General features: G+C 66.2%; 28 protein-coding genes. 10 read left to right on the top strand and 18 right to left on the bottom strand.

Features of this window, described 5'->3' with window-relative positions; all coding sequences use genetic code 11:
• Positions 1 to 3: 3 nt before the first annotated feature.
• The 9 genes from phnD to EV663_RS09090 all read right to left on the bottom strand — a co-directional run bounded on the left by phnD (position 4) and on the right by EV663_RS09090 (position 7,307).
• A complete protein-coding gene (phnD, locus tag EV663_RS09130) occupies positions 4 to 984 on the bottom strand; it encodes a phosphate/phosphite/phosphonate ABC transporter substrate-binding protein (RefSeq protein WP_132951483.1) in 981 nt (326 codons plus the stop codon).
• 251 nt (positions 985 to 1,235) lie between these two features.
• Entirely contained in the window at positions 1,236 to 2,114 is an 879-nt protein-coding gene (locus EV663_RS09125; RefSeq protein ID WP_132951482.1) for a TonB family protein, read from the bottom strand.
• A 5-nt stretch (positions 2,115 to 2,119) separates the two neighbouring features.
• The gene (locus EV663_RS09120; RefSeq protein ID WP_132951481.1) at positions 2,120 to 2,500 is read right to left on the bottom strand and encodes an ExbD/TolR family protein; all 381 of its coding nucleotides are present in this window, start codon (positions 2,498 to 2,500) and stop codon (positions 2,120 to 2,122) included.
• Positions 2,501 to 2,504: 4 nt separating this feature from the next.
• Positions 2,505 to 2,888: an ExbD/TolR family protein gene (locus EV663_RS09115; RefSeq protein ID WP_132951480.1), complete on the bottom strand. Its 384-nt coding sequence runs from the start codon at positions 2,886 to 2,888 to the stop codon at positions 2,505 to 2,507.
• Positions 2,885 to 3,553 carry a MotA/TolQ/ExbB proton channel family protein gene (locus tag EV663_RS09110; protein ID WP_132951479.1) on the bottom strand — a complete coding sequence of 223 codons (669 nt, stop codon included), beginning with the start codon at positions 3,551 to 3,553 and terminating at the stop codon, positions 2,885 to 2,887. Before EV663_RS09110 ends, EV663_RS09115 begins: the two co-directional genes overlap by 4 nt.
• A gap of 12 nt (positions 3,554 to 3,565) precedes the next feature.
• Complete coding sequence (locus EV663_RS09105; RefSeq protein WP_132951478.1) at positions 3,566 to 4,354, bottom strand: heme ABC transporter ATP-binding protein; 789 nt, start codon at positions 4,352 to 4,354, stop codon at positions 3,566 to 3,568.
• Between the two features lie 4 nt (positions 4,355 to 4,358).
• On the bottom strand, positions 4,359 to 5,426 hold the full coding sequence (locus tag EV663_RS09100; protein ID WP_132951477.1) for a FecCD family ABC transporter permease: 1,068 nt from the start codon (positions 5,424 to 5,426) through the stop codon (positions 4,359 to 4,361).
• 4 nt (positions 5,427 to 5,430) lie between these two features.
• Positions 5,431 to 6,258 carry a heme/hemin ABC transporter substrate-binding protein gene (locus EV663_RS09095; RefSeq protein WP_132951476.1) on the bottom strand — a complete coding sequence of 276 codons (828 nt, stop codon included), beginning with the start codon at positions 6,256 to 6,258 and terminating at the stop codon, positions 5,431 to 5,433.
• The gene (locus EV663_RS09090) at positions 6,255 to 7,307 is read right to left on the bottom strand and encodes a hemin-degrading factor (RefSeq protein ID WP_132951475.1); all 1,053 of its coding nucleotides are present in this window, start codon (positions 7,305 to 7,307) and stop codon (positions 6,255 to 6,257) included. The genes EV663_RS09095 and EV663_RS09090 overlap by 4 nt, the downstream gene beginning before the upstream one ends.
• Before the next feature lie 239 nt (positions 7,308 to 7,546).
• Here EV663_RS09090 and EV663_RS09085 point away from each other — a divergent pair, with 239 nt between their 5' ends.
• Positions 7,547 to 9,538 (top strand): TonB-dependent receptor plug domain-containing protein, encoded by a 1,992-nt coding sequence (locus EV663_RS09085; protein ID WP_132951474.1) that lies wholly within the window; start codon positions 7,547 to 7,549, stop codon positions 9,536 to 9,538.
• Positions 9,539 to 10,106: 568 nt separating this feature from the next.
• Positions 10,107 to 10,634: a hypothetical protein gene (locus tag EV663_RS09075; RefSeq protein WP_132951472.1), complete on the top strand. Its 528-nt coding sequence runs from the start codon at positions 10,107 to 10,109 to the stop codon at positions 10,632 to 10,634.
• A 260-nt stretch (positions 10,635 to 10,894) separates the two neighbouring features.
• Here the strand turns inward: EV663_RS09075 and hemP are convergent, their stop codons facing one another.
• From hemP to hutW, 5 genes are all read right to left on the bottom strand, one after another.
• Positions 10,895 to 11,050, bottom strand: coding sequence for a hemin uptake protein HemP (hemP, locus tag EV663_RS09070; protein WP_132951471.1), 156 nt, complete (start codon positions 11,048 to 11,050; stop codon positions 10,895 to 10,897).
• Positions 11,047 to 11,217 (bottom strand): hypothetical protein, encoded by a 171-nt coding sequence (locus EV663_RS15620; RefSeq protein ID WP_165910166.1) that lies wholly within the window; start codon positions 11,215 to 11,217, stop codon positions 11,047 to 11,049. Before EV663_RS15620 ends, hemP begins: the two co-directional genes overlap by 4 nt.
• An 80-nt stretch (positions 11,218 to 11,297) precedes the next feature.
• Positions 11,298 to 12,221 (bottom strand): SDR family oxidoreductase, encoded by a 924-nt coding sequence (locus EV663_RS09065; RefSeq protein ID WP_132951470.1) that lies wholly within the window; start codon positions 12,219 to 12,221, stop codon positions 11,298 to 11,300.
• Positions 12,218 to 12,736 (bottom strand): heme utilization cystosolic carrier protein HutX, encoded by a 519-nt coding sequence (gene hutX, locus EV663_RS09060; RefSeq protein WP_132951469.1) that lies wholly within the window; start codon positions 12,734 to 12,736, stop codon positions 12,218 to 12,220. Before hutX ends, EV663_RS09065 begins: the two co-directional genes overlap by 4 nt.
• Positions 12,733 to 14,127 carry a heme anaerobic degradation radical SAM methyltransferase ChuW/HutW gene (gene hutW, locus EV663_RS09055; protein WP_243697918.1) on the bottom strand — a complete coding sequence of 465 codons (1,395 nt, stop codon included), beginning with the start codon at positions 14,125 to 14,127 and terminating at the stop codon, positions 12,733 to 12,735. The genes hutX and hutW overlap by 4 nt, the downstream gene beginning before the upstream one ends.
• Positions 14,128 to 14,674: 547 nt before the next feature.
• On the opposite strand from hutW, the gene EV663_RS09050 reads away from it, so the two are divergent.
• Genes EV663_RS09050 through EV663_RS09040 form a run of 3 tightly spaced genes read left to right on the top strand, consistent with a single transcriptional unit; the run spans position 14,675 to position 16,680 of the window.
• Positions 14,675 to 15,037 carry a tetratricopeptide repeat protein gene (locus EV663_RS09050; RefSeq protein WP_165910165.1) on the top strand — a complete coding sequence of 121 codons (363 nt, stop codon included), beginning with the start codon at positions 14,675 to 14,677 and terminating at the stop codon, positions 15,035 to 15,037.
• Entirely contained in the window at positions 15,034 to 16,374 is a 1,341-nt protein-coding gene (locus EV663_RS09045) for a type II and III secretion system protein family protein (RefSeq protein WP_132951467.1), read from the top strand. The genes EV663_RS09050 and EV663_RS09045 overlap by 4 nt, the downstream gene beginning before the upstream one ends.
• Before the next feature lie 21 nt (positions 16,375 to 16,395).
• On the top strand, positions 16,396 to 16,680 hold the full coding sequence (locus EV663_RS09040) for a hypothetical protein (RefSeq protein ID WP_132951466.1): 285 nt from the start codon (positions 16,396 to 16,398) through the stop codon (positions 16,678 to 16,680).
• Positions 16,681 to 16,687: 7 nt separating this feature from the next.
• Here EV663_RS09040 and EV663_RS09035 read toward each other — a convergent pair whose 3' ends face one another.
• Positions 16,688 to 17,986: a pilus assembly protein TadG-related protein gene (locus tag EV663_RS09035; protein WP_132951465.1), complete on the bottom strand. Its 1,299-nt coding sequence runs from the start codon at positions 17,984 to 17,986 to the stop codon at positions 16,688 to 16,690.
• Between the two features lie 129 nt (positions 17,987 to 18,115).
• Between EV663_RS09035 and EV663_RS09030 the strand changes: the two genes are divergently transcribed.
• From EV663_RS09030 to EV663_RS15615, 4 genes are all read left to right on the top strand, one after another.
• Positions 18,116 to 18,304 (top strand): Flp family type IVb pilin, encoded by a 189-nt coding sequence (locus EV663_RS09030; protein WP_207904416.1) that lies wholly within the window; start codon positions 18,116 to 18,118, stop codon positions 18,302 to 18,304.
• 64 nt (positions 18,305 to 18,368) lie between these two features.
• Positions 18,369 to 19,754 (top strand): TadA family conjugal transfer-associated ATPase, encoded by a 1,386-nt coding sequence (locus tag EV663_RS09025; RefSeq protein WP_132951464.1) that lies wholly within the window; start codon positions 18,369 to 18,371, stop codon positions 19,752 to 19,754.
• Complete coding sequence (locus EV663_RS09020; RefSeq protein ID WP_132951463.1) at positions 19,755 to 20,561, top strand: type II secretion system F family protein; 807 nt, start codon at positions 19,755 to 19,757, stop codon at positions 20,559 to 20,561.
• Between the two features lie 373 nt (positions 20,562 to 20,934).
• Positions 20,935 to 21,390, top strand: a complete 456-nt coding sequence (locus tag EV663_RS15615) for a type II secretion system F family protein (RefSeq protein ID WP_165910164.1) — start codon at positions 20,935 to 20,937, stop codon at positions 21,388 to 21,390.
• Between the two features lie 8 nt (positions 21,391 to 21,398).
• On the opposite strand, the gene EV663_RS09010 is transcribed toward EV663_RS15615, so the two are convergent.
• From EV663_RS09010 to cpaB, 3 genes are read right to left on the bottom strand one after another with little or no spacing between them, the layout of a single operon-like run.
• Positions 21,399 to 21,785: a TadE/TadG family type IV pilus assembly protein gene (locus EV663_RS09010; RefSeq protein WP_165910163.1), complete on the bottom strand. Its 387-nt coding sequence runs from the start codon at positions 21,783 to 21,785 to the stop codon at positions 21,399 to 21,401.
• Between the two features lie 17 nt (positions 21,786 to 21,802).
• Positions 21,803 to 22,309, bottom strand: a complete 507-nt coding sequence (locus EV663_RS09005) for a TadE/TadG family type IV pilus assembly protein (RefSeq protein WP_132951460.1) — start codon at positions 22,307 to 22,309, stop codon at positions 21,803 to 21,805.
• Positions 22,306 to 23,178, bottom strand: a complete 873-nt coding sequence (gene cpaB, locus EV663_RS09000; RefSeq protein WP_165910162.1) for a Flp pilus assembly protein CpaB — start codon at positions 23,176 to 23,178, stop codon at positions 22,306 to 22,308. The genes EV663_RS09005 and cpaB overlap by 4 nt, the downstream gene beginning before the upstream one ends.
• A 267-nt stretch (positions 23,179 to 23,445) precedes the next feature.
• Here cpaB and EV663_RS08995 point away from each other — a divergent pair, with 267 nt between their 5' ends.
• Entirely contained in the window at positions 23,446 to 25,323 is a 1,878-nt protein-coding gene (locus EV663_RS08995) for a PhoX family protein (RefSeq protein WP_132951458.1), read from the top strand.
• The last annotated feature ends 59 nt before the right edge of the window (positions 25,324 to 25,382 follow it).

The raw sequence follows: 25,382 nt of genomic DNA, 5'->3' as shown, positions 1-25,382 counted from the left end.
GTCTTATTCGCAGGCGTAGCTGACGTCGTTGGCCGCGTCGATCTTGCGGATCACGTCCCAGTATTCCTGATAGGTGATCGGCAGGAACTGGCCCTCGCCGTTCTTGCCGAATTCTTCCTCAAGGCTGGTGCCTTCCCAGTCGAAGCTGAAGAACGCGTTCTGGATCTTTTCCTGAAGTTCGGGCGCGAGATTATACACCAGGCCATAGCCGGTCGTCGGGAAGGTCTGCGACTTGTAGAGTGACACGACCTGGTCCCCGGACACCACGCCGCGTTCCATCATCCGGCCCATGACCGAGTTCGCGACGGCGGCCGCCGGGTAGTCCTTGTTGGCCACACCGAGGATCGAGTTGTCGTGCTTGCCCGAGAAGACCGGCTCGAAGTCACGTTCGGGCAGCATGTCGTAATCGGCCTTCAGGATCGCCGAGGGCGCCTTGAAGCCCGAGTTCGAGGTCGGCGAGGTAAAGGCCAGCTGACCGCCCTTGATATCCTCGACCGCTTCGATGCCCGAACCGGGATAGGTGATCAGCTCCATTTCATAGCCGAAGCTGCCGTCGGGGGCGGCCATCATCGTGAAGGGGCGGAAGCCCGCGCAGTTCACCGCCAGCGGGTTGGAGCCGGTGTTGAAGCCCGAGATATGCAGCCGGCCCGAACGCATCGCCTCGATCTGGGCGGCGTTGGACTGGACCGGGAAGAACACGACATCCTTGCCCGTCTCTGCCTCCAGGTGGGTCAGGAAGTCGGCCCAGGCCTCCTTGTAGACCGCCGGATCCTCGACCGGGGTATAGGCAAAGATCAGCGTATCGGGGTCCACCCACTGCGCCGGATCGGTCGGAATGTCCGCGATCAGGTCGCCGTCACGGTCGCAGAAGCGTTCGTCCAAATCGCCGCGGGGGCAATCCTCTTGCGCCTGTGCGGCCATGCCGAAGGCACCCAGCGCCGCCGCGGTGGCGACCGTGGTCAGCAGTCGGGTCAGTTTCGTCATTCTCGTTTCTCCCATGGTTGAGGTCGGCCGAGTTGGTCTCGATGCTTTTTGTAAGAATTTCGTGACATGGCCGGAATTATTACCAGATGGCCCTGATCGTGGGCGGGCCTCGGCGCTCTGTCTGCTGCATGGGCGGCCCCGAACGATGCGATATCTTCGACAGTGGCGACTAGGTTCACGCCGCGTCGGCCGACCTTGGCGCGATTCACCAACAGATCGCTCTCGCGGCAGGGAGACGCCCCCGAGGCCCGTCAGCGGGACTGCACCGGCAGGGTAAAGCTTTGCTGTCTAAGGCCCAATGCCGCCGGTGCGGCCGGCAGCCGGCCTGCCTGGCGCACGGCCGCCAGGGCAAGCTGGTCGATCCGGGCGTTGCCAGACGACTTTGCCAGCCGCACCGTCAGGAGGCTGCCGTCGGCGGCTACGGTCAGGCTTATCACTGCCGTGCCCTGACCCGCGCCACGCGGCACGCCGCGCGCGATGCGGGCGCGGATCTGGGCGCCCCATTCGGCCATCAGCGCGCGGGATTGTGCCGGCGACAGGGTCGCGGCCTTGGCCTGTCCGCTCTGCCCCCGCGCCTCGCCGCCCGCCCCCTTGGCCCGCCGGGCGGTCTGCGCGACGGACGGGGCTGAGGGCGCGGGGCGGTTGAGCGTTTTCTGCGGCACCTCCGGCGGCTTGCTGTCCGTCTCGGGCGGGCGGGGCGATGAGCGCGACGCTGCCGCCTCGGCCGGCCGCAGCTCGGGCTGGGGCGCTGGCCGGGGCCGTTGTGAGGGCGGCGGCGGCGGCGGTTCGACGCCTGGTGTCATGGGCAAGGGCGACGTTTGCATTTGCATGGCAGCGGGCGGGCGCGGCGTTTCGGGGGGCGGTGCGGGCTCTGCGATGGGCGGGGGCGGCGCCAGGGAGGCCAGGTCGGGCATCTGCGGTGCCGCGGGCGCCTCCGTCACCGGCTCCGGCGGGCGATCCCACTCGGCCACCTGCGCGGCGAGCGCCGCGCTCGAGGCCCGCATCGTCAGCAACGCCTCGCCGCCGCCGCCCGCCGCTTCGACACCGCTATCGGGGTCCGCAGGCCACAAGGCCAGGTGCAGCGCGATCGCCGCTCCGGCAAAGACGAGGCTTTCGGCGACGCCGCGCATCCTGTTCACCCCCCCTCGGCGATCAGTTCCAAGGGGCCGATCCCGGCCGCCGACAGCCGCGCGATCAGCGCCGCGATCACCTGCCCCGGCGCGGCCTTGTCGGCGCGGATCATCAGCGGCCCGTCGATCTCGGCCTCGGCCAGCGCGGCAAGGGCGGCCTCCCCCCGCACCGCGCCATAGGCCAGCGCACCGTCCTGCGCGACATGCAGCACGGCGGCGCCCTGGGCGGGGTCGTCAGAGGTGGCGGCAGGCGGGGTTACCTCGAACGGGTCGGGCGGGGCCAGTTGCGCGCTGATCATGAAGAAGACCAGCAGCAGGAAGACCACGTTGATCATCGGCACCACGCTTTCGCGCGCCGGGCGGCGGGCGGGTTGGGGCAGACGCATGGGATCACTCCACAAGGATGAGTTGATCGAGGCCCGCACCTGCCAGCGCCTCCATGACCGCAATGACCCGTTGCAGATCGGCGCCCTCGCTGGGGCGCAGGACGACCGGATCGGCGGGGCTGTCGGTCAGCGGGGCCAGCGCGGCGGGCAGATCGGACAGCGCCACCTCCACCCCGTTCAGCGCCACCGCGCCGGGGCGGATATCGACCAGCCGGGGCGGGCCGGACCAGTCCGCGCCCGCCCCGCCGCCGCCCGCGACCGGCAAGGTCACATCCTGCCCGAAGCGCGAGGCCAGCATGAAGAACACCAGCAGCAGGAACACCACGTCGATCATCGGGGTCAGGCTGGGTTTGCGCCGGGGCGCGGGGGGGCTCAGGTTCAGGCTCATTCCGCGGCGGCGCGGTAGGGCGCCCGTTCAGGGCCGCCGCGGGTCAGGATGCGGGTCGCGGCGTCCTCGATATCGGTGCGGACGGTTTCGGTGACGCTTTCGAACCAGCTGAGTGCGACCGAGGCCGGGATCGCGACCGCCATGCCGGCAGCGGTGGTCAACAGCGCCTCCCATATTCCGCCGGCCAGCAGGGACGGATCGGCCCGCGACCCGCTGGCATGCAACGTTTGAAAGGCCGCGATCATGCCCAGCACCGTGCCCAACAGCCCCAACAGCGGCGCGATGGTCGCAATCAGTTCCAGCGCGCGCAGGCCGGTTCGCGCCCGCACCAGTTCGCCGGTGGCCACGCGCGCCACCTCTTCACGCGCGGTGTCGGCGTTCAGGTCCGGGTCCAGCCGGGCCTCTATCGCGGCGCGGGTGGCGATGCTGCGCAGGCCGCGGCGGCCATCCAGCGTCGCGCGGGCCCGCGCGACATCGCCCGCCAGCCAATGGTCCACCGCCCGACGCGCCGCGCCGCGCGACCAGGCCCCGGCCAGCGCCAGGCGCCACAGCTTCCACAGGATCAGTGCGGCGGTCAGAACCGACAGCGCGGCAATCGCCCAGATCGCGGGCCCGCCCTTGTCCAGAAAGGCGGCAATTTCATCGGCTTTCAGTTCCAGGTTCATGGGCAATCTCCGTTATTCGGCTGCAATCCGCCCGGCGGCATGGGGCAACAGGTACGGGCCACGGGCCGGCGCCGTGTTCACCCGGATCGGGCAGCGATAGGCCCGGCTGAGCAGGTCGTCGCGCAGCACGTCGGCGGGGGCGCCATGGCCCAGCACCCGGCCCTCGGCCAACAGGGTGACGGCATCGGCGAACATCGCGGTCAGGTTCAGGTCGTGCATCACCGCGACCACACCGCCGCCCGCATCGGCGAAATCGCGGGCGATCTGCATCACCTGCAACTGGTGGCCGATATCCAGGCTGGACACCGGTTCGTCCAGGAACAGCCAGCGTGGCTGACCGTGGGCCGTCGGATGCCAGACCTGCGCCAGCACGCGGGCCAGTTGCACACGCTGCTGCTCGCCGCCCGAAAGCTCTTGGTAATAGCGCCCCTCGAACCCCGCCAGCCCGACACGCGCCAGCGCCTTGGGCACCATCGCGTCCTCGGCGGCCTCTACCCCGCCCATCAGGCCCAGGCGCACCACCTCGGCCGCGGTGAAGGGGAAGGCCAGCGGCGTGGCCTGCGGCAGCACCCCCCGCACGCTTGCGAGCACCCACGGGCGGGTGGTGGCGATGTCATGGCCGTTCAGCCAGACCCGCCCATCAGGTGAGAGATCGCCCGTGAGCGCCCGCAACAGCGTCGTCTTGCCCGACCCGTTCGGGCCGACGATGGCGGTGACCGCGCCGGGCCGCGCGCGAAAGTCGATCCCTTTCAGGATCTCGCGCCGGCCCAGGCGAACGGTGATATCTTGCGCGTCCAGCATCGCGTTACAGGTCCAGAACGCCGCGCTTGCGCAGCAGGATCCACAGGAAGAACGGCCCGCCCAGCGTCGCCGTCACGATGCCGATGGGCAGTTCGGCCGGCGCGATGACGACCCGCGCGATCACATCCGCCAGGATCAGCAGTGCCGCGCCCAGCAGCGCCGCGTTCACCAGCAGGAACCGGTGATCCGGCCCGGTGGCCAGCCGCAGCAGGTGCGGCACCACGATACCCACGAATCCGATCCCGCCCGACACCGCCACCGCCGCGCCGGTGGCACCCGCCACGGTCAGGATCGCAACGGCCTTCAACCGCTGCACGGGGATGCCGATATGGTTGGCGGCGGCCTCACCCAATGCCAGGCCGTTCAGCCCGCGCGCCAGCATCGGCGCACAGGCCAGCGCCAGGATCATCAGCGGCGCGGCGGCGGCCAGTTTCGCCCAGGTCGCCCCGGCCAGCGAACCCAGCCCCCAGAAGGTCAGGTCGCGCAACTGCGCATCGTCGGCCATGTAGACCAGCACGCCCGACAGCGCCCCGGCCAACGCGCCCAGCGCGATGCCCGCCAGCAGCATCGTGGCGACCGAGGTCCGCCCGCGCCGGGTGGAAATCGCATAAAGCACCAGGGTCGAGGCCCAGCCGCCCGCAAAGGCCGCAACCGGCACCGCGTAATAGCCCAGCGCCGCAGCCAGCCCGGCGGGCAGCAACCCGCCCAGAACGATAGCGGTGATCGCACCCAGCCCCGCGCCCGCGCTGACCCCCACCAGGCCCGGATCGGCCAGCGGGTTGCGGAACAGCCCCTGCATCACCGCACCCGACACCGCCAGCGAGGCCCCCACCAGCGCGCCCATCGCCAGCCGGGGCAGGCGTATCTCGAACAGAACGACCCGGTCGGCCAGGGCGATCTCGCGCCCCGCGGCAAGATCGCCCAGAACCGCCCAGAGCGACACGCCGGACGCCCCCACGGTCAGGCTGAAGATCGAGACGACCGCCAGCGCAATGGCCAGAGCCAGCGTGGTGCGCCGCGCGCGGGGCGCGCGGTCCCAATCGGCGGTCACGTCGGGGCTGATCGCGACCATGGGGTCAGCTCCCCAGATCGGCCAGCGCGCGGGACAGGTCCTGCGCGGCCTGGGCCGTGCGCGGCCCGAAGCCCAGCAGGTAAAGCCCGTCCATCTGCACCAGCGCGCCGTTCCGGCCGGCCGGCGTGGTGCGGATTGCGGGATGCGCCAGGACCTCGGCCGACAGGTCCTCGGCCCCGTCGCGGGCCATCATCAGGATCACCTCGGGGGCGGCGCGGGTCACGGCCTCGTCGGTCAGGGGCTTGTAGCCCTCGAATTCCGTCACCGCGTTCTGCGCGCCCGCCATCGCGATGATCCCGTCAGCGGCGGTGTCGCGCCCGGCGGCCAGAATGCGCCCGCCCTGCACCGACATCACGAACAGCACACGGCGGGGCACGACATCGGCGGTCGCCGCTGCCGTGGCCCCCAGCGCGGCCTGCACCTCGTCCGCCAGCACGGCGCCCTGTTCGGGCAGGTCCAGCGCGCTTGCCACGGCGGCGATCTTGGCCAGCACCGCCGCACCGTCATGGCCATCGGGGATCTCGACGAACGGGATCGCGGCCGCCTCCAGCAATTCGATCGTCTCGGGCGGGCCGGCGCCCTCTTCGGCGATGATCAGGTCGGGCCGCACCGACAGCACCCCCTCGGGCGAGAGCCGCCGCATATAGCCCACATCGGGCAGATCGCGCGCGGCCTCGGGGAAGGTCGAGGTGGTGTCGCGCGCGACCAGCCGGTCGCCCGCGCCCAGCGCATAGACGATCTCGGTCACCGCGCCGCCGACGGACAGCACCCGGTCGGCCTGGGCGGGCAGCGCGGCAAGTATCAGCAGTGCAAGGGTGAGGATGCGGATCATGCCGGCACCTCCCCGACCTCGGGCAGGGTGGCGACCAGCGCGTCCCAGTCCGCGGTGTGATCGACATCGCCCACGCGCATGCCGAAGGCCTGCAGGATCAGCCCGCCCTCTGCATCGAACGCCTCCACCGACAGGGCGGGGCCGCGTTTTGTGGGCTTGGTCACGGCCCAGACCTCGGCCACGTGATCGCCACGCAGATGCAGGTTGAAATCGGGATCGAGGATGTTCAGCCAGGGTCCGGTGGGCTTGATCGTCTGCGCCGGGCCGCCATGGATCTCGATACAGCCGCGATTGCCGACGAACAGCATGAAGGGAAAGCCCTGTTCGCCCAGCCCGTCCAGCAGCGCGCCGAGGCAATCGGGGGCGAGCGGCCGAACATAGGGCGCCCCGGCGATGCGATAGGCGCCCAGCCGGTTCATCTTGAGCTTGCGCACCATCTGCAGGAACTGGTGGGTGTCGGTCAGCCGGTCCCATTCGGCGCGCAGGGCGTCCAGCTTGGCGGGGTTGGCCTTGGCCGGTTCCGTGGGCGCGCGCGGGGCAAGCTCAAGCGTCTGCGCCTGATCCTCGATCCGCAGCCGGTCCACCAGCGCGGGCCAGGCCGCCTCGGGCGCATCCGCCCCGATGTAGATCTTGTGCACCGCGTCGCCCGCCGCGTCGAAGACCTGGATCGACCGGCGCAGCGTGCCGCCCCGTTTCTCTTCGACGGCAAAGCCATGCACCCAGTGTTTGGGAAAGATGCGCAGGTCGATCGCCGGGCTCAGCACCATCGCGGCATGCTGGCCGGGGGTGTAGTCGCCAAAGGTGCCGGTCTTTTCGATCACCGCGCTTTCGTTCCGGGTCAGCGCCATGACCTCGCCAAAGCCGGGCATCAGCGGCATCAGCGCGTCGGGGTCTGCGGAAATGCGCGTCACCCCATGGCCGGTTTCGGCGGCCAGAACCTCGGCCTCTGCCACGCCCAGAGAACCGGCCAGATCGCGCGTGCGCATCGTGGATTTCTCTTGCCGAAGCACACGGATCTCGTCCGGCGCAATCGCGCTGCCATCAGCCATCTGAGGCTCCCTTTTCCATCATGTCGATTGAGGAGCGGTCTGGCTGGTCGGTCGTGTCGCGTCCCCGACACCGCTGGATCGCCGCTAGGACGAAATTACTCGCCCTATGTTGACAGTTTTAGTCGACCTTTGTAGCGAACGCAATACCGGTCTGTGCCAGCATACGTGCAGCGCCCGGAAACACGCGCCAGCCCCTCGCCAGCCACGTGGAAACAACACGACTGGAAAAGGGATTGACCATGTTCCGACAGATTCCGACACCGACCGCGTTGCTATGCAGCACCGCCATCACGCTCGCCCTGCCTGCGCAGGCGCAAGAGAGTTTCGCCCTCGACCCGGTCACGCTTGGCGAAAGCAAGCGCGAGGTTCAGACCGACACCGCCATCGCCGAAACGGTGGTCGATGAAGAAGAGATCGAGGACCGCCAGGCCAGCACCATCGCCGAACTGGTCGATTCGGTGCCCGGCGTGACGCTGATCAACGGCTCGACCCCGCAAGGGTCGGGGATCAACATTCGTGGATTTGGTGCCAACGGCACCTACGGGGCAGACCAGAAGGTCGCGATCCAGGTCGATGGCGCCTCGGTCGGTGCGGAAGAACTTTACCGTATCGGCACCCAACTGTTCACCGATCCCGAGCTTTACAAAGAGGTGACGGTGATCCGCGGCATGGCGGGCACGTTCGAATACGGCTCGGGCATCGTCGGCGGTCTGGTGCGGCTGGATACCAAGGACGCGTCGGACATCACCGGTGGCGTGCCCGGCTTCAATCTGCGCCAGACCCTGCAATACGGCACGAATGGCGATGGCTGGACCAGTTCCAGCATCCTCGCCTGGCAGCCGACCGACAACCTGGAGTTCCTTGGAAATTACACCTACCGGGACGAGGGGCTGCAAGAGGATGGCGCCGGCAACCCGATCGGGCAGGACCCCGCGGAATTGCCGTCCTGGCTGGCCAAGGGCAAGTACACCTTCGGCGAAAGCCGCGAACACGCGCTCAGCCTCAGCTTTTCCGACACGACATCGGACGAGAAGGATGTGCCCTACGACACGTTCGGCACCACCTCGGGTTCGTTCGGGAATGTCGACCGCGAAACGCGATCGCGCACGGCGGTGCTGGAATACAGCTACGATTCGCCCACGACGGACCTGATCAACCTGACGGCCACGCTGTCCTATGCCGACCAGCAGATTGACAGCGCCTATGTGCCCGGCTCCTCGCCTCTGGAAGGGACACCGAGCTTTCCGATGCTGCAACCGCTGGTCGATGCCGACCATCGCTATGAAACGACCAAGCTGACGGTGAAGAACCAGGCGTTCTTCGACACCGGCGCCTGGGGCCATGACCTGCGCACCGGCGTGGAGTTCACCCGCAAGGAACGGCTTGACGCCGCCTCGGCCCCCGGCGGCACCGACGATCGGATGGCGCTGTTCGTGGTCGACGACCTGACCCGGGGCGGACTGACGCTCAGCCCCGCCCTGCGTTACGAGACGCAGGAGATCGGCGGGCCGGCCTATGCCGATTACGACAACGACGCGCTGATGGGCGGGCTGTCGGCGCGCTATGCCTTCGGCAACGGCTGGGCGGTGTTCGGCAGCCTGGGCTATACCGAGAACCTGCCGATCATCGACGACCTGGGCACGCCGCTTTACATGACGCAAAGCGAAAAGGCCCGCAGCTACGAACTGGGCCTGTCCTACGACCGGACCGGGGTGTTTACGGCTGGCGACGATTTCGCCGTCAAGGCCACCGTCTATCACACCGATATCTGGGACATCACCTCCTACACGACATCGACGATGACGCCGATCACCGAGGCAGAGGTAGAAGGCTTGGAACTGGAGGCCGCCTATAGCCTGGCCAGCGGGTATTACGTCGATGTGAACGGCAACATCGCGCGGGGCAAGAACACGACGCCCGGCCTTTCCGGCGACTGGGTAGGCACGCCCGCCGACCAGTTGCGCGTGACCCTGGGCCGGAAATGGGGCGAGCGGCTGGACCTGAGCTGGGAGGTTGTTCACGACGCCAGGATGACGCGGGCGGCGACGCCGACACCGTCCAGCACCGTGCACAACCTGCGCGCCACATGGCGGCCCGATAGGGGCGTCTTTGACGGGACCGAAATCCGCGTCGGGTTGGAGAACGCGTTTGACCTCGACTACACGCCGCACCTGGCCACACGCCCGGCGGCGGGGCGCAACCTCAAGCTGACACTGGCGCGGACGTTCTGACCTTGCCTTGCGACCGCGTCGAAAGCGCCGGCGCATAGCAGGGCCCCGTGCCATGCTACGGTTGAAGGGAACACCTCTCTACCTCGGCCCGGGCGTCCAGCCCGGGCCACAGACCGGCGCACAACAGTCCTGGCTCAGCGGGATTCCCGTCAACCACAGGCGAACAGATCCAAAAGAGAGGCGCACGGGTTTCTGGGGCTTGCATTGCCTGATTATTTTTGTCAGATTTAATCAACTCACGCCAGATGCCCCCGCGGCCAGCCGAGAATCGAACACCGGACTTTCGGGGGGGCCTGCGGGTCGGGGCGCGATGCCACGCACCTGCCGCCTCTCCGGAAACGAAAGAGGAGAGGACGATGTTTTTCTGGTTCACAAACCTTGCCGCAGCCGACGCCGTCGCCCGAAGTGCTGGCGGCAAAATGCATCCGGGGCTGCGCGCCGCCCTGGCCCGGTCAGCGGGCCGGGACAGGCCCGAAACGACCCCCGCCGCCCCAGAACCGTTCGCCGCAGACCCCAGGATCGTCGCCTTTCCGGGTCCGCCCGCGCCGCTTGCCCATGAGCGCAGCGCATGAGCGCCGGGCGCTGCAACCGCACCCCGCTGCCCGGCGACACTCCGCTGGCCCAGGCTGGTTTCGACCCCATCGAACACGGCGTTCTGACCATCGCGCGCCTGTTCTTCCAAAGCTTCGCCTTTCCAAAGAGCCAGGCATGGATGTCGGCCTTTGGACGGGCCGGGCAGTTTCTTTCGCACGGACTTGTCAATGCGCGCAGCCGCGATGTGGCCTTCGCAGTGCTGGGCGCGGTTCAGGAAATGCGCAAGGCCCGCAAATCGGGATTTCGGTTTTCCAACCCCGACTGCCGGTGCTGCGCAAGCCTCCTCAGCGACCATGAACGCCATTTCCTGGAGGTGCTGCGCGCCCTGCGCCGCGGCACCCGCAGCCAGGCCCATTGCGCGGCGATGCTGGTCTGCGAGGGCAACCCGGCGGACGGTTTGCTGCCTGCCATGTCGGATCTTGCGACCCTGACGCGCGCGCGTCCTCCCTCAACAATGCGCGGATCGGGGATGCAAGCGGATCGGGGGCTTTCGGCCACCTGATCCCCTTCCCCTGCCGGCGCAGACCCGGACGGGAATGCCATCGCCCGTCCGGGCACCGGGGGGCCGGCAGGGGGCAGGTTATTGAAGAGCCCACGCAACCAGCACATTGCACACCCGGCCAACATCACCGGGCGTTGAGGCTGTTGTCGCGAGTGCCGCCCCGCTTTGGCGCGCGGCCCGGCCGACCGCGCAACAGGTCGCCAGCGGCCCCGACGCCGCTGGCAACGCTGTGCTGTATGCGCACCCGCGAGGCGGCGCGCTCATTTCGTCAGGATCAACTTGCCCGCGCGGGTGATGCGCAGGGTGTAAAGCGTGCCGTCCAGTACGATGATCGCCGTCGACCCGCCTTCGGTCAGGATGCGGGCATCGTGAACCGGCGTCGCGGTATTCGTGCGAATGTCGTGTATCAGGCTCATGTTTCGGTCTCCCTGGCCTCGGCCCGGTCCAGCAGGTGTTCCAGTGCCATCATGCCCGCATCCCCCGGCATGTCGGCGGCCATGGCCTCTGCCCAGACCTCCCGGCGGCACGGTGCGGTTTGGCCGGTCGGTGCCCCCGGACCTTGTGGGTGCGGTTTCGGCCTCATGCTCATCCCCTCCAAAGTCGCCTGTCCGGCTGCGGTGCCCGTGCCCGTTGCCCGGTCCGAAACGGCGGCGGTGCCCGTGCTCACACGACATCGGCCATCTCCCCGATTTCCTCTGCGATGATCGCGGCCAGCCCCTCGCGATAGGTGGGGTGGCGCAAGGCAAACCCCGGCAGGGCCTTTAGCCTGTCATTGCGGATGCGCCGGTTTTCGGCCCAGAAGGCGGCGGCCATCGGCGGCAACTCCGCCTCGGCAAAGGGAACGCGCGGCGGCGGCGGCAGGCCCAGCAGGCGCGCGGCATGGTCCAGCAGATCGGACGGCGCGGCGGGCAGATCGTCCGCAAGATTCAACACCCGCATACCGTCCGGATGGGCCATTGCCGCCCGGATCGCACCCGCGATGTCGTCGACATGAATCCGGTTGAAGACATGGCCGGGCTTGACCACCGCCCGCGCATTGCCCGAGCGGAGCTGCATCAGCGCGTTTCGCGTCCCAGGGCCGTAGATCCCGGCAATCCGCAGGATGTCCAGCGGGATGCCCCGCCGTTCGGCCAGCGCACGCCATCCCAGTTCTGCACCGATCCGGCCGCGCGCATCCGGTGTGGCCGGGGCGGGAAAGCGGGTTTCATCCACCCAAACACCGGCGCAATCGCCATAAACCCCGGTCGAGGACAGGTAGCACAGCCAGCGCAGATCGGGCAGGTCCGCCCCGCTGGCCAGCAGCGCGGCCAATACCGGGCAGGCATCCTCGGGTGGGGCGTTGGTGTCGGGCGGGACCGAGATAAGCAGGTCGGTGACACCCTCCAGCCATTCGGCATTCAACGGAGAGGTTCCCGCCTCGAACAGATGCGCCCGCACCCCGTTTTCGGCCAGGTCGGCGGCCCGCACCGGGTCGCGCGTGGTGGCCGAGACCTGCGCGCCCGCCGCCTGCGCCAAAGCGATCGCGCGTCCCGCGGCATAGCCAGCGCCAAAGACGAACAGGTGGCGGCCTGCCAGCGGCGCGCTCATGCCGGCACCTGTTGGGTCAGACGGTCGCGCAACGCGTCAAAGGCCGCGACCTGCGCCGGGATCAGCGCGCGATCCGCGTCACGGCCGAGATAAATCTTGAACATGCAAGAGCCCTGCGCGTCGAGGAATTGCACCGACCGGGTTTCCATCCCGAACAGCGACCGCGCGACAAAGGCCACCTGCGTGCAGGCCCCGGCGCGGATATGGCCACCGATGGGTTTGCCATGCAGGTTGAAATAGCCCTGGGCCACCTTGCCCGGGGGCAGTTCGCCCTTGGCCTCCAGGATGACGTCGCCGGTATTGACGACCAATGTGATTTCGCCCCAACCCGCGATATCGGCCATGGCCTGTTGGAAACACGCGTCGGGCACCAGCGCGGCCTCGCCCTCGGGCAGGCAGGCCAGCACCTGGGCCACGCTGGCCCCGGCGGCGCGCGCGATATCCTCAAGCGCGGCCTGGGGCGTGTCGGTCAACGCGGCGCGGATGGCCGCGCACAGGTCGGCGGAAATCGTCATGCTGTCATCTCCTTGCTGTTTTGCGTGGTCCGTGCCTCGACCCAGGCGATCAGGCGTGCGGTCATGGCCACCTGCCAGAACCGTCCGGCCAAGGTCAGCGTGTGGCCCTGTGCTGCGGGCCGCATCAGCCCGGCCTCGGTCCATTGTGCGGTCAGGGGCGCCGCGAGATCGGAAAAACCCTCGCCCATACCGCAGGCCGCAAGCGCGGCATCCACGGGCGCGGCATCCAACCGGCCGCGTTCCATCCCTGCCTTGATCGCGTTATGCACGGCGGCCAGCGGCGCGGGGCGCATCATTCCTGCGATCAGCCCCGCGCCGCCCTGTCCGGCCTCTGCTCGATAGGCCGCCAGATCGGGCGTCAGTCGAAAGCCGTGCCCGTGCAGATTGCCGCCCGCCCCGGCGCCAAAGGCCAGGCACTGCGCCCCGGCCTTGACCTCGAAATTGTAGATGCTGCGCTCGCGCGTGCCGCGGCGCCAATGGGTGGTGGAAATCGCCTCCCACCCGGCGCGGTCCATTTCCTGGGCCCCGTCGGCGTAGAAATGACCCAGGTCGCGCTGCCCGGCGGGGGTCAGCTTGCCCTTGTCCTGCGCGATCAGCAGCGGCGTGCCGGGGATCGGTTTCAGCGAATACAGGTCCAGCCCGTCCAGCCCCAGCTCTGCCGCCTGCCGCACATCCGCGCGGAATGTGGCGCGGTCCTGCCCGGGCAGGCCGTAGATCAGGTCGATCACCACCGCGCCCCGGTCCAGCGCGACCAGCCTGTCCAGAAACCGGATGGTTTCGGCCCGCGTCGACTTGCGCCCCATCCGGCGGCGCACGCCCTCGTCAAAGGTCTGCACCCCCAGCGAGATACGGTTCACCCCGGCGTCAAAGGCCGCGCGCGCCTTTTCCAGGCCAAAGCTGACGATGCGCCCTTCCAGCGTGATCTCGCAATCCGGGGCCAGCGGCAGATACCGGCGAAGCCCCTCGACCAGCCGCGCGATGTCGGGCGCGGCCAGCGCAGTGGGGGTGCCGCCGCCCAGATAGACCGCGCGCAGCGGGTGGCCCTGCTGCACCGCCGTTTCTGCCCCGGCGACCAGTTGCGCAAGGATCGCATCGACATAGGGCGCACCCTGATCGCGCCGCCAGGGGTTCTGGTAGAAACCGCAGAACAGGCAGTGGTTTTCGCAGAACGGAATGTGGACATAGGCGACCGAGGGGCCATGCCGGGGCATCGCCGTCAGGCGCGCCCAAAGACCGGCTACGTCCTCGCCCGCGACCGGCAGCGCACCGCCGCGCGCGTGCGCCCCCATCCGCCCCGAAAAGGCATCGGCCAGCGGGTCGTCCGACAGCCGGGCAAAATGCGGTTCGGGGGAAACGGGCATAGAGGGACTGTCAGCTCTTCGTGGGGTCATGCGCGGCACTCTGGGCTTGTGGCACAGGGGACCGGGCGGAGAGCTGGGGCCTGGCAGACGTGGGGCCGGCTGGAAAGACGGGCCGACCTATTCCCGACAATTTTTATCAGACTATTTTTGACCTGAAAAGCCCCTTCGGCATGTCGCCTGAATTTTCGCGCCGGGGCCTTACGCGGCAACTGGCGGGCCGGCGGCCGACGCTATTCCCCCTGGCACTGCTCCGGCCACGCTGGCGGGGCTGGCCCCCTCGACCAGGCGGGCCAAGCGATCTTGCTTGTTAGGAAACGCTGCCGGATGCCGGTGACGAGGCCGATAAAGGTCCAATGCGCGGTATTGCCCAGACGGGTCTGAACTTGTGCGGATGGAAATATCGATAGTTGAGCGGAGCGAGCGATTGTATTACCGTCAATCGAGGGCAGTAAAAATGAACAATGACATGCAGCGTCGATCGACGCCCAACAGGTTGTCGCGGACCATCCTTTTCCCGGCCGCTTTTCTGACGCTCGTGGCATGTATGCCATCCTCCCGCCAAGCCATGTCGCCCGAGATGCAGCGCGGGGTCGTAGGGCAGGGGATCGAGCTGTTGCAGCAGCGCCGCTATGAAGAGGCCTATCGGCATCTGCGTGGGATCGACCCGATGTCGACGGGCGACCACACGGCGCACATGGCCTATGCCGTCGCGGCAGACATGACGGGCAATTTCAGGACATCCGATAGGATTTATGCAGAGCTGGGCGAAACCTATCCCGAACGGGCCGTCGTGTTGAACAATCGCGGTTATTCCCACATGTTGCGCGGTGAACTGGACAAGGCGCTGGTCTACCTGCGAGAGGCAGAGCGGCTTGACCCTGGCAACGCGGTCATTCGCAACAACCTGGACATGCTGCGCAGCGTCGGGCCGACAAGATGACGGCCACGCCGATATCGGGCCCTGTTGCGGGCCGGCTGTGCGTGGCCTTGCTGGCCGTGCTGTCACTGGCATGGCTCAGCTTTGCAGCCATGCCGGCCAGGGCCGAGGCCCCTACCTCGCTTCGGCTGTCGCTGGGTGATACCCGGGTGATCGAACTGGATTTCGACGTCGCCGATATCATCGTCGGCTCCGAGGATGTGGCCAAGGCCATTCCGCTTTCGTCGCGCAGCGTGTCGCTTCAGACGGTGGGGCCAGGCGCGACCCGTGTCATCATTCGCGGGATGGGGGGCGCGCCCAGCCGCAGTCTCGCGGTTTTGGTGGCCGAGGATTTCACCCAGCTCAAGGCGGTTATCGAAGACCTTTATCCCGGCTCCGGTGTTACGGTGCGCAACGTGAACGGCAGGGTTCTCTTGACCGGACGCGCGGCGGACGCGGCACAGCGGGCGCGGATGGTCGAGATCGCGCAGGCCTATAGCGCCGGTGAGGTCGTCGACGGTCTCAAGGTCGCCGATCCCCGCCAGGTGATGATGAAGGTCAATATCCTTGAACTGACCCGAAGTGGCGGCAAGGAACTGGGTATCAACCTCTTTCGCAATCCCGCGCCGATGGACGGGCTGAACGGCGATCCGTTTGGTGTCGTCCAGGGCACCGGGGGGCTGGGCGAGGGTAGGATCGACTATTTGATCCAGGCGCTGGAGGTCAAAGGTCTTGGGCGCCGGCTGGCCAACCCGACCCTGGTCACGGTGAACGGGGCCACTGCCAGCTTTGTCGTCGGCGGAGAGATCCCGGTGGTGACGCGTGACGACACGGACAACACCGTCAGCACCGATTACCGCGAATATGGCGTGCGGCTTGCCTTTACCCCCGAGGTTCTGGATGACAGGCGCGTGCGCATCAAGGTCACCCCCGAGGTCAGCGAGGTGGATTGGAACCGGCGCGTAAACGACAATCCTGCCTTCATTTCGCGCAAGGTCGATACCACGGTTGAATTGGCCAGCGGCGAATCCTTTGCGATCGCGGGGTTGTTGCAATCCGACAGCATCCGCTCGGTGCGCCAGTTTCCCTGGCTGGGCAATGTGCCGATCCTTGGCGCGCTGTTCCGGTCGGCGGCCTATCAGAATAATGAAACCGAACTGGTGGTGGTCGTCACACCGTACCTTGTGAATTCGGACTCCCCCCAGGCGATGCAGGGCGATCCGCGTTTGCAGGCTGATCCGGTCGATGACGTGAACCTGTTCATCCTGGGCAGCGTAAAGGTGGATGACGCCATGAAGGAAAGGTTCAGGACGGGTTTCGGGGTCGACGGGCCTTATGGCCACATCCTGCCCGACTACTGAGCACTCGATGGGATAGCCAAGATGTACAAGGATGTCGTCCGCACAAAATTTGCCATTCCCGTGCGTCTGACCCTCGCCGATGGCCAGATCCTCAACGGGGTGTTCTACATATCTGTTGGCGAACGTATCCTCGATCTGCTTTGCGATGGGCGCCCCTTTATCCCGTTCAACACCACCGAGGGGATGTCGATCCTCAACAAGTCTTCGATGTCGCGGATCGATATCGTGTCTCTTGACGAGTTGCGCGCCGATCCCTCGCCCTTTCCCGACGTCGATATCGATTACATGGAAAACAACCGGTTCTAGACCTGGTTCATTCGACTAGCGACACGGCCCCGCCCCCGGGTTCGAAACCGGGGAACACCAGCGCAGAGCCGGTGCAGTCGCGTGTCAGGGTTGCCCGCCCCCCAAGAGTGACCGTATCCCCGACCAGTTGGAAACAGCCGGTGACCGCGCCATTGCTTGCAACCGAAATCGCCGATCCCGCCCCGTAGATGGCGCCGTCAATCGCGGCCTCTTCGAACGTGATATCGGGGCCGCCTGCGCGGCTGGCAAACAGGCTTACCACGCCCCAAGGGCCCGAGGATGGTGGGGCGAGGGCAATCTTGGCCCGGTTTTCCATGCTCAGACCGGCGTCTGAATCCGCAAGATAGATCAAGGCGCCGGCGCTTGATTCCAGTTCGGCGTTGTTACGGATACGTAGCTCGCCGCCCGAGATGATGTAGAGACCCGGATCGAGTGTCAGTGTCCGGTTCGGCCAGACCGTCACCCCGCCGCAAAGCCGCATCATCGGTAAACCGCCCGGATGGGGCTGGGTCGGGGTCAGGGTGGTGTCTTTCTTGATTTCCAACCCTGTTGCGTAATCGCACGAACCGTTCAGCGCCGGTTCTGCAAGGCCGGCCCAGGGGTCGGGCGGGCCGCTGCCCTTGTTGGCGTTCACGGCGGCGCATCGATCCAGCGTGATCGCGCCGGCAATGCTTGCCCCGCCGGTAATCCCGATACAGCCAGAACTTGTTTGCGATTTGCTGGCACTGACAAAGGCGGCCGGGTTTGCCGAATTCACGGCGACGGTGCAGGCCGGAAGGCTGACGACGGATTGCGCCTCCACGGTGACCGCGCCCGTTGCGTTGCTGGACAGGCTGTGCAGGCAAAGCGTTGCCTCCAGACCTTGTGTCCGGCCGGTGGCCGAGGCCGAAATCACGAAAGGACTGTCCGAGAAAAGGCTGGTCAGCGGGCGGGGATGGGCCTGTGTCAGGGTGACGGACAGCTCGGTTGCCGAAGGATAGCCCAGCACGATATCCCCCAGCGCCGGGTCAAAGCCGCTATTGTCGGCGGCGACATCGACGACAGCGGCAATCTCGGCGGTGCTGGCCCCGCTCGCCTGCCACGCCGCCCCGGCCAGTGCGGCCATGTCGGCCGCATGTTGCAGCTTGCGCTGCTTGACCATGACGAACCCGGTATCGACCCCGATTGCCATGCCCCCGACGAGAAACGGCAGCAACAGCGCGAACAGGATCGCGATGACCCCACCTTCATCGCGCGCAAAGCTGAACGCCACCGCGTGCGGCGCCCTTTTCCCGATCGGGAACGGGGGATCTGGACGGTCAGCCATGACGCCACCCTTTCTGTTGCTGGTCGGGAAACACAATGTGCCACCCTTGTATTGACCGGAATCAAGGCAATATTTTCACAATAAGTTAACATGGCGCGGGTTGGGCGCTTGATAAATAGGGGACGAAAAATGGGAATCATGACCATCATTGGCCGCCTGCGCGGCTATCTGCGTGAAAAGATGCGCGACGAGAGCGGCGCGACCGCCGTTGAATACGCGGTGATCCTTGCCGCCGTGGCGGGGGCCATCATCGCGGCTGGTGTGACTTGGGGCGATGATATCATTGCCGCGATCGACGCTATCATCGACGAACTCTGATCTCTCTCGACCCCCGCGTCGCGGGGGCCGGGGTTGGCCCGCCTGAACGGCGCGTAGGTGTCTCATGCGGCTTGGAAAGGACCGGCGCACGCGCGACCGCAATGGCCGCGTCTCGTCATCCGGAAACAACACGGAACGCGACGATCCTGCCTCGGGGCGGGAGGACAGGGCGCTTGAGGCGCTCCGGCTCAAGGTGCATGTCGCGCTGTTGGAACGGATGGACGCCACCGACCTGATCGTGATGAACCGCGAACAGGCCCGTGCGAGGCTGTCGGATGAGATCGCCTTGATTGCACGGCATGTCGCCCCGCGTATCGGCCCGCAAGAGTTGGCGGAGCTGAAAGACGAGCTTTGCGCCGACATGCTGGGCTTTGGCCCGATCGAGCCCTTCCTGTCCAGCGACGATATTTCCGACATAATGGTCAATGGCACCAACCCGATCTATGTCGAGCGGCATGGCAAGCTGGAACAGACCGATGTGCGCTTTCGCGACGACGAGCAGCTTTTGAATGTCTGCCAAAAGATCGTCAGCCTTGTCGGGCGCCATGTCGACGAGGCCAGCCCGATCTGCGATGCCCGATTGAAGGACGGTTCGCGCGTCAACATCATCCTGCCGCCGCTCAGCATGGATGGCCCGTCCCTGACGATCCGCCGTTTTGCCCGCGACCGGTTCACCATTCCGCAAATGGTCGATCTTGGAACGATTTCCGCCGAGGGGGCGGAAATACTGAGCGTGATCGGCCGAAGCCGCTGCAACATCCTGGTCAGCGGCGGAACAGGGTCGGGCAAGACCACGCTTTTGAACGCGTTGACCGGATGTATCGAACCGACAGAGCGGATCGTCACTTGCGAGGATACGGCAGAGTTGCAGTTGCAGCAGGATCATGTTGTCCGGCTGGAAACCCGCGTGCCCAATATCGAGGGGCAGGGCGAGGTCACGATGCGCCAGCTTGTGCGCAACTGCCTGAGGATGCGCCCCGACCGCATCATCCTGGGCGAGGTGCGGGGCCCCGAGGCGTTCGATTTGTTGCAAGCGATGAATACCGGGCATGACGGGTCGATGGGGACGCTGCACGCCAACTCTCCGATCGAGGCGGTGTCGCGTCTGTCGAGCATGGTCAAGATGGGTTTTTCCGGGCTGGACAGCGAGACCATCGAACAGATGTTCGGCGCCTCGGTCGATGTCATCATCCATATTGCCCGTTTCCGCGACGGGGTGCGGCGGATCACGCATATAACGGATGTGCTGGGCATATCCGAGGGAAGCCTCGTGTTGCAGGATGTCCTGGTTTTCGATTTCGACGAGGACCCCGCGACCGGGGAAATCCGTGGCTACCACCGGGCGCGCGCCGCCTTGCGCCCCTCGTTTTACCGAAAGGCGGCCTATTTCGGCGAGGACGAGCGGCTGATGCGTGCAATCGGGGCCGCGGTCGGCAAGGGACCGACCTGAATGGATCGGCTGGCGGTTTTCATTCCCGCGATGATCGCCATCGGCTGCCTGCTGGCGCTGGTGTTTTTTCGACCGGGCCGGTTTGCCGAGGCGTTCCGCGATTTGCGGGCACAGGCGCCATTGCTGTGGATGCTCGCGGGGGCCATGGCGGGGGTGGGGGGGGTCATGCTGTGGCGATACCCCTTGGTGACCGGGATCTGGGTCGCGGGTCTGGGTGGTACGGCCGCGGGCGGCATCCTGCTTGCCCGGTTGCGCCGCAAACGTCGGCTTGCGATCTTTTCCGAACAGTTCATGCGGGTGCTTGGCGTTCTCAAGCGCGGATTGCGCAGCGGGCTGCCGCTGAACCGGTGTATCGAGATCGTCGTGTCCGAGTTCGACGGCCCGATACGAACGGAATTCGCAAAGGTGCTGAACGATGTCGGTCTCGGTATGCCGCTGGCCGATGCGCTGGAACGGATGGCCGACCGGGTGCCGCTGCGCGAGGTTCGGTTCTTTGCGGTTGCCATGGCCGTCCAAAGCCGGACCGGGGGCAGCCTGACCGAAACGCTCGAAAACTTGTCAGAAACGCTTTATTCCTTCAAACGCTTGCGCCAGAAGATCGACGCCTTCAGCCAGGAGGCTCGGGTCTCTGCCACGATCATCGGGGTTTTGCCCTTTCTGCTGACGGTGGCGATCATCTTGTTGAACCCGGGCTATATCGGCGTTTTTCTCGAAACCGGGCTTGGGATGGCCTTGGCGGCCGGCGCATTGGCCTGGATCGGGATCGGGGTGATGGTGATGCGGCGGATGATCCGGTTCGATGGTTGATCTTGCGCCCCTTCTGCCGACTGGCCGGTTCATGGAACCAGTCTTGCTTGCCGTTTTGACGGTCCTTTGTCTGGTGAACGGCGTGCTGGCCTTGACGTGGCCGGCCCTGCGGGCGAGGGGCCGGGGCGCGGCGACCGATGAGACCCTTGCGGTGTCTCCCCCTCGCGGGGAGCCGGGGCGCGGGAACCATTGGATACATGTTTTGCCTTGGATATCTTTGCCGCCGATCCTGATGGGGCTAGTCTGGCTTGTCACGCGCTTGCCCTCCGGCGAAGGAATGTCCACGGGGGCGGCGCTGGCCATGACGCTGGCGGCTGGGAGTGCAAGCGCTCTGGTTGCAAATCGGGGGATAAGCTGGGCTCGGGGGCGCCACTTGCGAGAGGTCGAGCGGGTTTGGTCCGATGCGCTTGACCTGATGTTGTTGTCGGTCAGGGCCGGGATGGGCATAGACGCCGCCCTGTCAAAGGTCGCACGCGAGGTCGACGCGATGTCGCCCGCGCTGGCCTATCACTTGCGACTGACCGCGGCAGAACTGTCCCATACCTACCAGCGCAGCAGCGTATTGGACGGCCTTGCAAGTCGCCTGCCGCTGGACAGCATCCGGTATTTCGTCCAGGCGCTGAACTACGCGGAACGCCACGGCACCCCGTTGACCGAGACACTCGTGTCGCTCGCGGCCGAGGGTCGGGATAACCGGCTTGCCCGCGCCGAGAAAAAGGCCGCCGGTCTTGCGCCACGGCTGACCTTGCCGATGATCGTCTTCTTCTTGCCGCAACTCTTCCTGATCCTGATGTTTCCAGCGATCTCGGAATTTCTGACGCCCAAGTGAGGGCTGCCTCAGGGAAGGGGCAAAGAGCGCACCGCGCTTAGCGGGATACCCGGCGCTCCATCGAACAGCCGGGAAATGAAGCCAAAGCTATAGGACAGTTCCAGCACCCGGGTATCCGAGCCGGTGGTGCAGTTCACCGTCAGCCCGTCGGGGCCGGGTCCGGTGAATGCCGCCTGCAACAACGGGGTCAGGGCCGCCTCGACCGTCGCGTCGTCATCCGCAGCCCCGAGATTGCCCAGATAGAACTCGCGCATCGCGATATCCGAAAGGCGTCCGAGATCGCTGGAAATCGATACAGCGCGGCCGACCTCGAACACACCGAAGCACAGAATCAGGAACGGCGCCAGCACGAGGGCGAACTCGACCGCTGCCGTCCCCGCCTGTCCTTGCAGCAATCTTGGGGGGCCTTCGTTCACGGCAACCCCACCCAAAGCGTCGAGGTCAAAGGCGTCGAATAGGCGTTGCCAAGGAGACGGGTCTCATAGGTGAGTGTCCCTTGCAAAAGATAGACCGCATGGGGCGCCCGTCCCCCCGAACAGACCGTCCCGCAGGGCGGGGCCACGCCGGGTGCCACGTCGGGATTCTCGGGGCAGACACAGAACCGGGTGACATCCAGGCCGTGATTGCGAAAGGCCGGCTTGCCGAAGGCCGGATCGGTCAGGTCGGCGCGCACGGCCTGCATCGCATCCTCGACGGCCTTTTCGCCGGGATCGGTCTGTGCCGCGAATGCGCCTGCGCGCAGGATATGATCCAGCGCAAGCCTTTGCTGAACCGCAACACCGATTTCCGCCGTCCCCAGGACCATGATAACCAGCAAGGGAGCGATCAACGCGAATTCCACCGTCACGGATGCGTGGCTTTCGCTTTTGAACCGTTCGGGCGCTAATGCCGGGGAACCGCGCGCGTGCCCCTGTCTCATTGCCCGACCTCATAACTTTCGACCTGTGCGCCCTGGATGACGCGGATCGTTACAGAGGGGCGCGCGCGCGCTGTCGCGACCGGCGGGGCGGGCCGAGCGCCCGGCGTTACCGTGATCGGCGGCGGCGTCGTCTCTGACGGCGAACGCAGCGCGAGCCAGAGGTTACCCCCTGAAATCGCGGCAAGGATGTCGGGCACCTGTACCGTGGAAACCTCAAGTGTCAGGGTCGTGCCGACCAGTGCGTTCTCGTCATCCGTGACCTCAAGCGTCTGATCGATGGCCAGGACCCGGACGTCTCGCGCAATCACTGCTTTTGGTGCATCGGTCTGCGCGACGAGAACATCCACCCGGTCGCCCGGCAGAATGAAACCGGCAACCCCGCTTTCGGACGACACCGGCACGGACAGCGCGCGCATTCCCGGCGAAAGCCGCGTCGACAGCCGGTCTTCGGGCAACATCCGCAGGGCCGCCCTAGGCAAAGGCGCCCCGGCTGCGAGGTCAAGTGTTGTCCGCATCCCGACGATGTCGGACGGAGCGGATGGTGCGTTGCCCTGCTCGAAAAAGGTCTCGGCAAGGGTGTCGCTTGTCAGCTCTGCCCAGGTGAGGTCATCGGCGCTCAGCACGCTGCCCTGTCCGAGCGGGCGGCGCAAAACCAGAACCGTGGCGGACGCCTGGGCCGTGTTCGCCTGGGAAGGGGGCGCATCCGGCGTTGTGCCAGGCTGGTCTACGGGCGCCGGCGAAGGCCCCGAAAAATCGCCTGCCTCTGTCTGGGGGACGGGCGCGGATTGCCGGTCCAGCCGGTCGAGGTAGATCCATAGTGCGGTCCCCGCGGACAAGAGTGCCGAGACGAATAGAAGTGCGCGCACCATCCCGCTTACCTTTTGTTGTCCAAGCGAATGTAGTCGTTTCTTCATCCTATTGACAGGGCGGTTATCGGGATCGGCAAGGGCCAGTCAGCGATAACAGACCGAACGCGCTGTTGGTCCTGCCGTTCACGCGGGCGGATATGCAAATCGTGGCGAACCCTCTGTCGACGAGTCACGTATTGTCACAAGCCTGTCAGATAGGTCCGATACCAGCCGTGCTGGAACTGGAAAAGTTCTTGGAACAAGCCCCAGCGAAACAGGACCCCTGACATGACCCGATTTTCTCTTCTTTGCAGTTCGGCCGCCCTCGCGCTGAGCACCGGCGCCGTGATGGCCGCCGAAGTCGTCGCCGTCGAGTTCACCGATACGCCCGCGCCCATCGATACAGCCGAAATGGTGACGACCCATTCGAAATCCTCTGCGATCGTGCGCTACAGCGATGGTACGACGAAGGAATTTCCGCTGTCCTACGTGTCCATGTTCAAGACCACCGACAAGCTGGGCGAACATGCCGCCGCGCAATTGTTCAACGCCAAGGGTGAACCGCTCAAGGACATGAACGGCGATCCGATTATCGCCGAGACGCCCGATGCCAACAGCCTGCTGGAAATCGACGGCAAGCCGTTCCTCGTGACGCATTACGAATATGACTGGATTCTCGCCAATGGCGGCGAGGCGCGTCGCGCCGAAGGCTGGTATTCGCGGATGCCCATGTCGATGAGCGTCGCTACGCTGGACCAGGGCGCCGATGGCGCGCTGGTGGCCAAGTCGGTCAAGCCGATCGACTTTTCGGGTGTCGATGGCCTGTGGATTCCCTGCGCCGGTGGCCCGACGCCGTGGAATACCCATCTCGGGTCCGAAGAGGATTACGATCTCTACTTCCAGGCCGTCTCGGGCGATAAGAACCGCAAGAAAACCACCGAGGGCCTGCGCGCGCTGAGCGAAATGTACCTGGGCGGTGCCGAGGCCAACCCCTATGATTACGGCTATATCCCCGAGGTGACGGTCAAGGCCGACGGCTCGACCGAGGTGGTCAAGCACTACTCGATGGGCCGTGCCACCTGGGAACTCGCCCGCGTGATGCCCGACAGCCGTACCGCCTATTTCGGCGATGACGGCGATCATGTCGCGCTGTTCATGTATGTCGCCGACGCGGCCGAGGATCTGTCGGCCGGCACGCTCTATGCCGCGCGCTGGAACCAGGTCTCTGGGCAGGGCGGCGGGTCTGCCACGCTGGACTGGGTCAAGCTGGGCCATGCGACCGATGCCGAGGTCAAGGCGATCATTGACAGCGGTGTGACCTTCGACGACATCTTCGAGGCGACCACCGCCGAGGCGACCCCGGACTGGGCCGAGCAGGGCTATCGGATGATCCGCGCCGGTCATTCCGGCGACGAGATCCTGCGCCTGAAGGAGGGCATGGAAAAGGCCGCGGCCTTCTTGGAATCGCGCCGCTACGCGGGTTGGCTGGGTGCCACCACCGAGTTCAACAAGATGGAAGGCGTCGCCGCCGACCCGAAGAAAAAGAACCTCTACGTTGCGATGTCCTACAACGAAAAGGGCATGCAGACCGAAGAGGGCGCCACGCAGGACCATATCCGGGTCGAAAAGATCAAGGCCGGCGCCACCTACGAGGTTGCCATGGATGGCGGCCGCGTCGACACCGATGGCGAACCGATCAACTCGGACTGGGTCGGCACCGCGATGCGGGTGCCTGCCGCTCTGCTGGGCGAGGATATCCCGGTCGACGCGCTGGGCAACATCGCCCATCCCGACAAGATCGCCAACCCCGATAACCTGCACTTCTCGCCCGCGATGCGCACGCTTTTCGTCGGCGAAGACTCGGGGACGCATGTCAACAACTTCGTCTGGGCCTACAATGTGGATACCGGCAAGCTGAGCCGCATCCTTTCGCAGGCTTCGGGTGCCGAGGCCACCGGCCTCCAGGTCGTCGACAACATCGGGGGCCATGCCTACGTGATGGCCAACAACCAGCACCAGGGCGAGTGGATCAAGTCGATGCCCGAGGATGTCGTAGCCCGTCTGGAGGCCAAGGCGATCGAGATGTACGGCACCAACGCCCACGGCACGCCGAACTACAAGCTTGAGGCCCATGTCGGCTATCTGGGTGGTCTGCCTGGCCTGTGAACCGGCCCGATGAGACCGGGGCCAGGCCTGTCACAGGGCCCGGCCCCCTGCTTTTCCAT

This window comes from Rhodovulum bhavnagarense (genome assembly GCF_004343505.1).
In the GTDB taxonomy this organism is placed as follows: Bacteria; Pseudomonadota; Alphaproteobacteria; order Rhodobacterales; family Rhodobacteraceae; genus Rhodovulum; species Rhodovulum bhavnagarense.
This window is presented reverse-complemented; position numbering and strand designations above follow the sequence as displayed.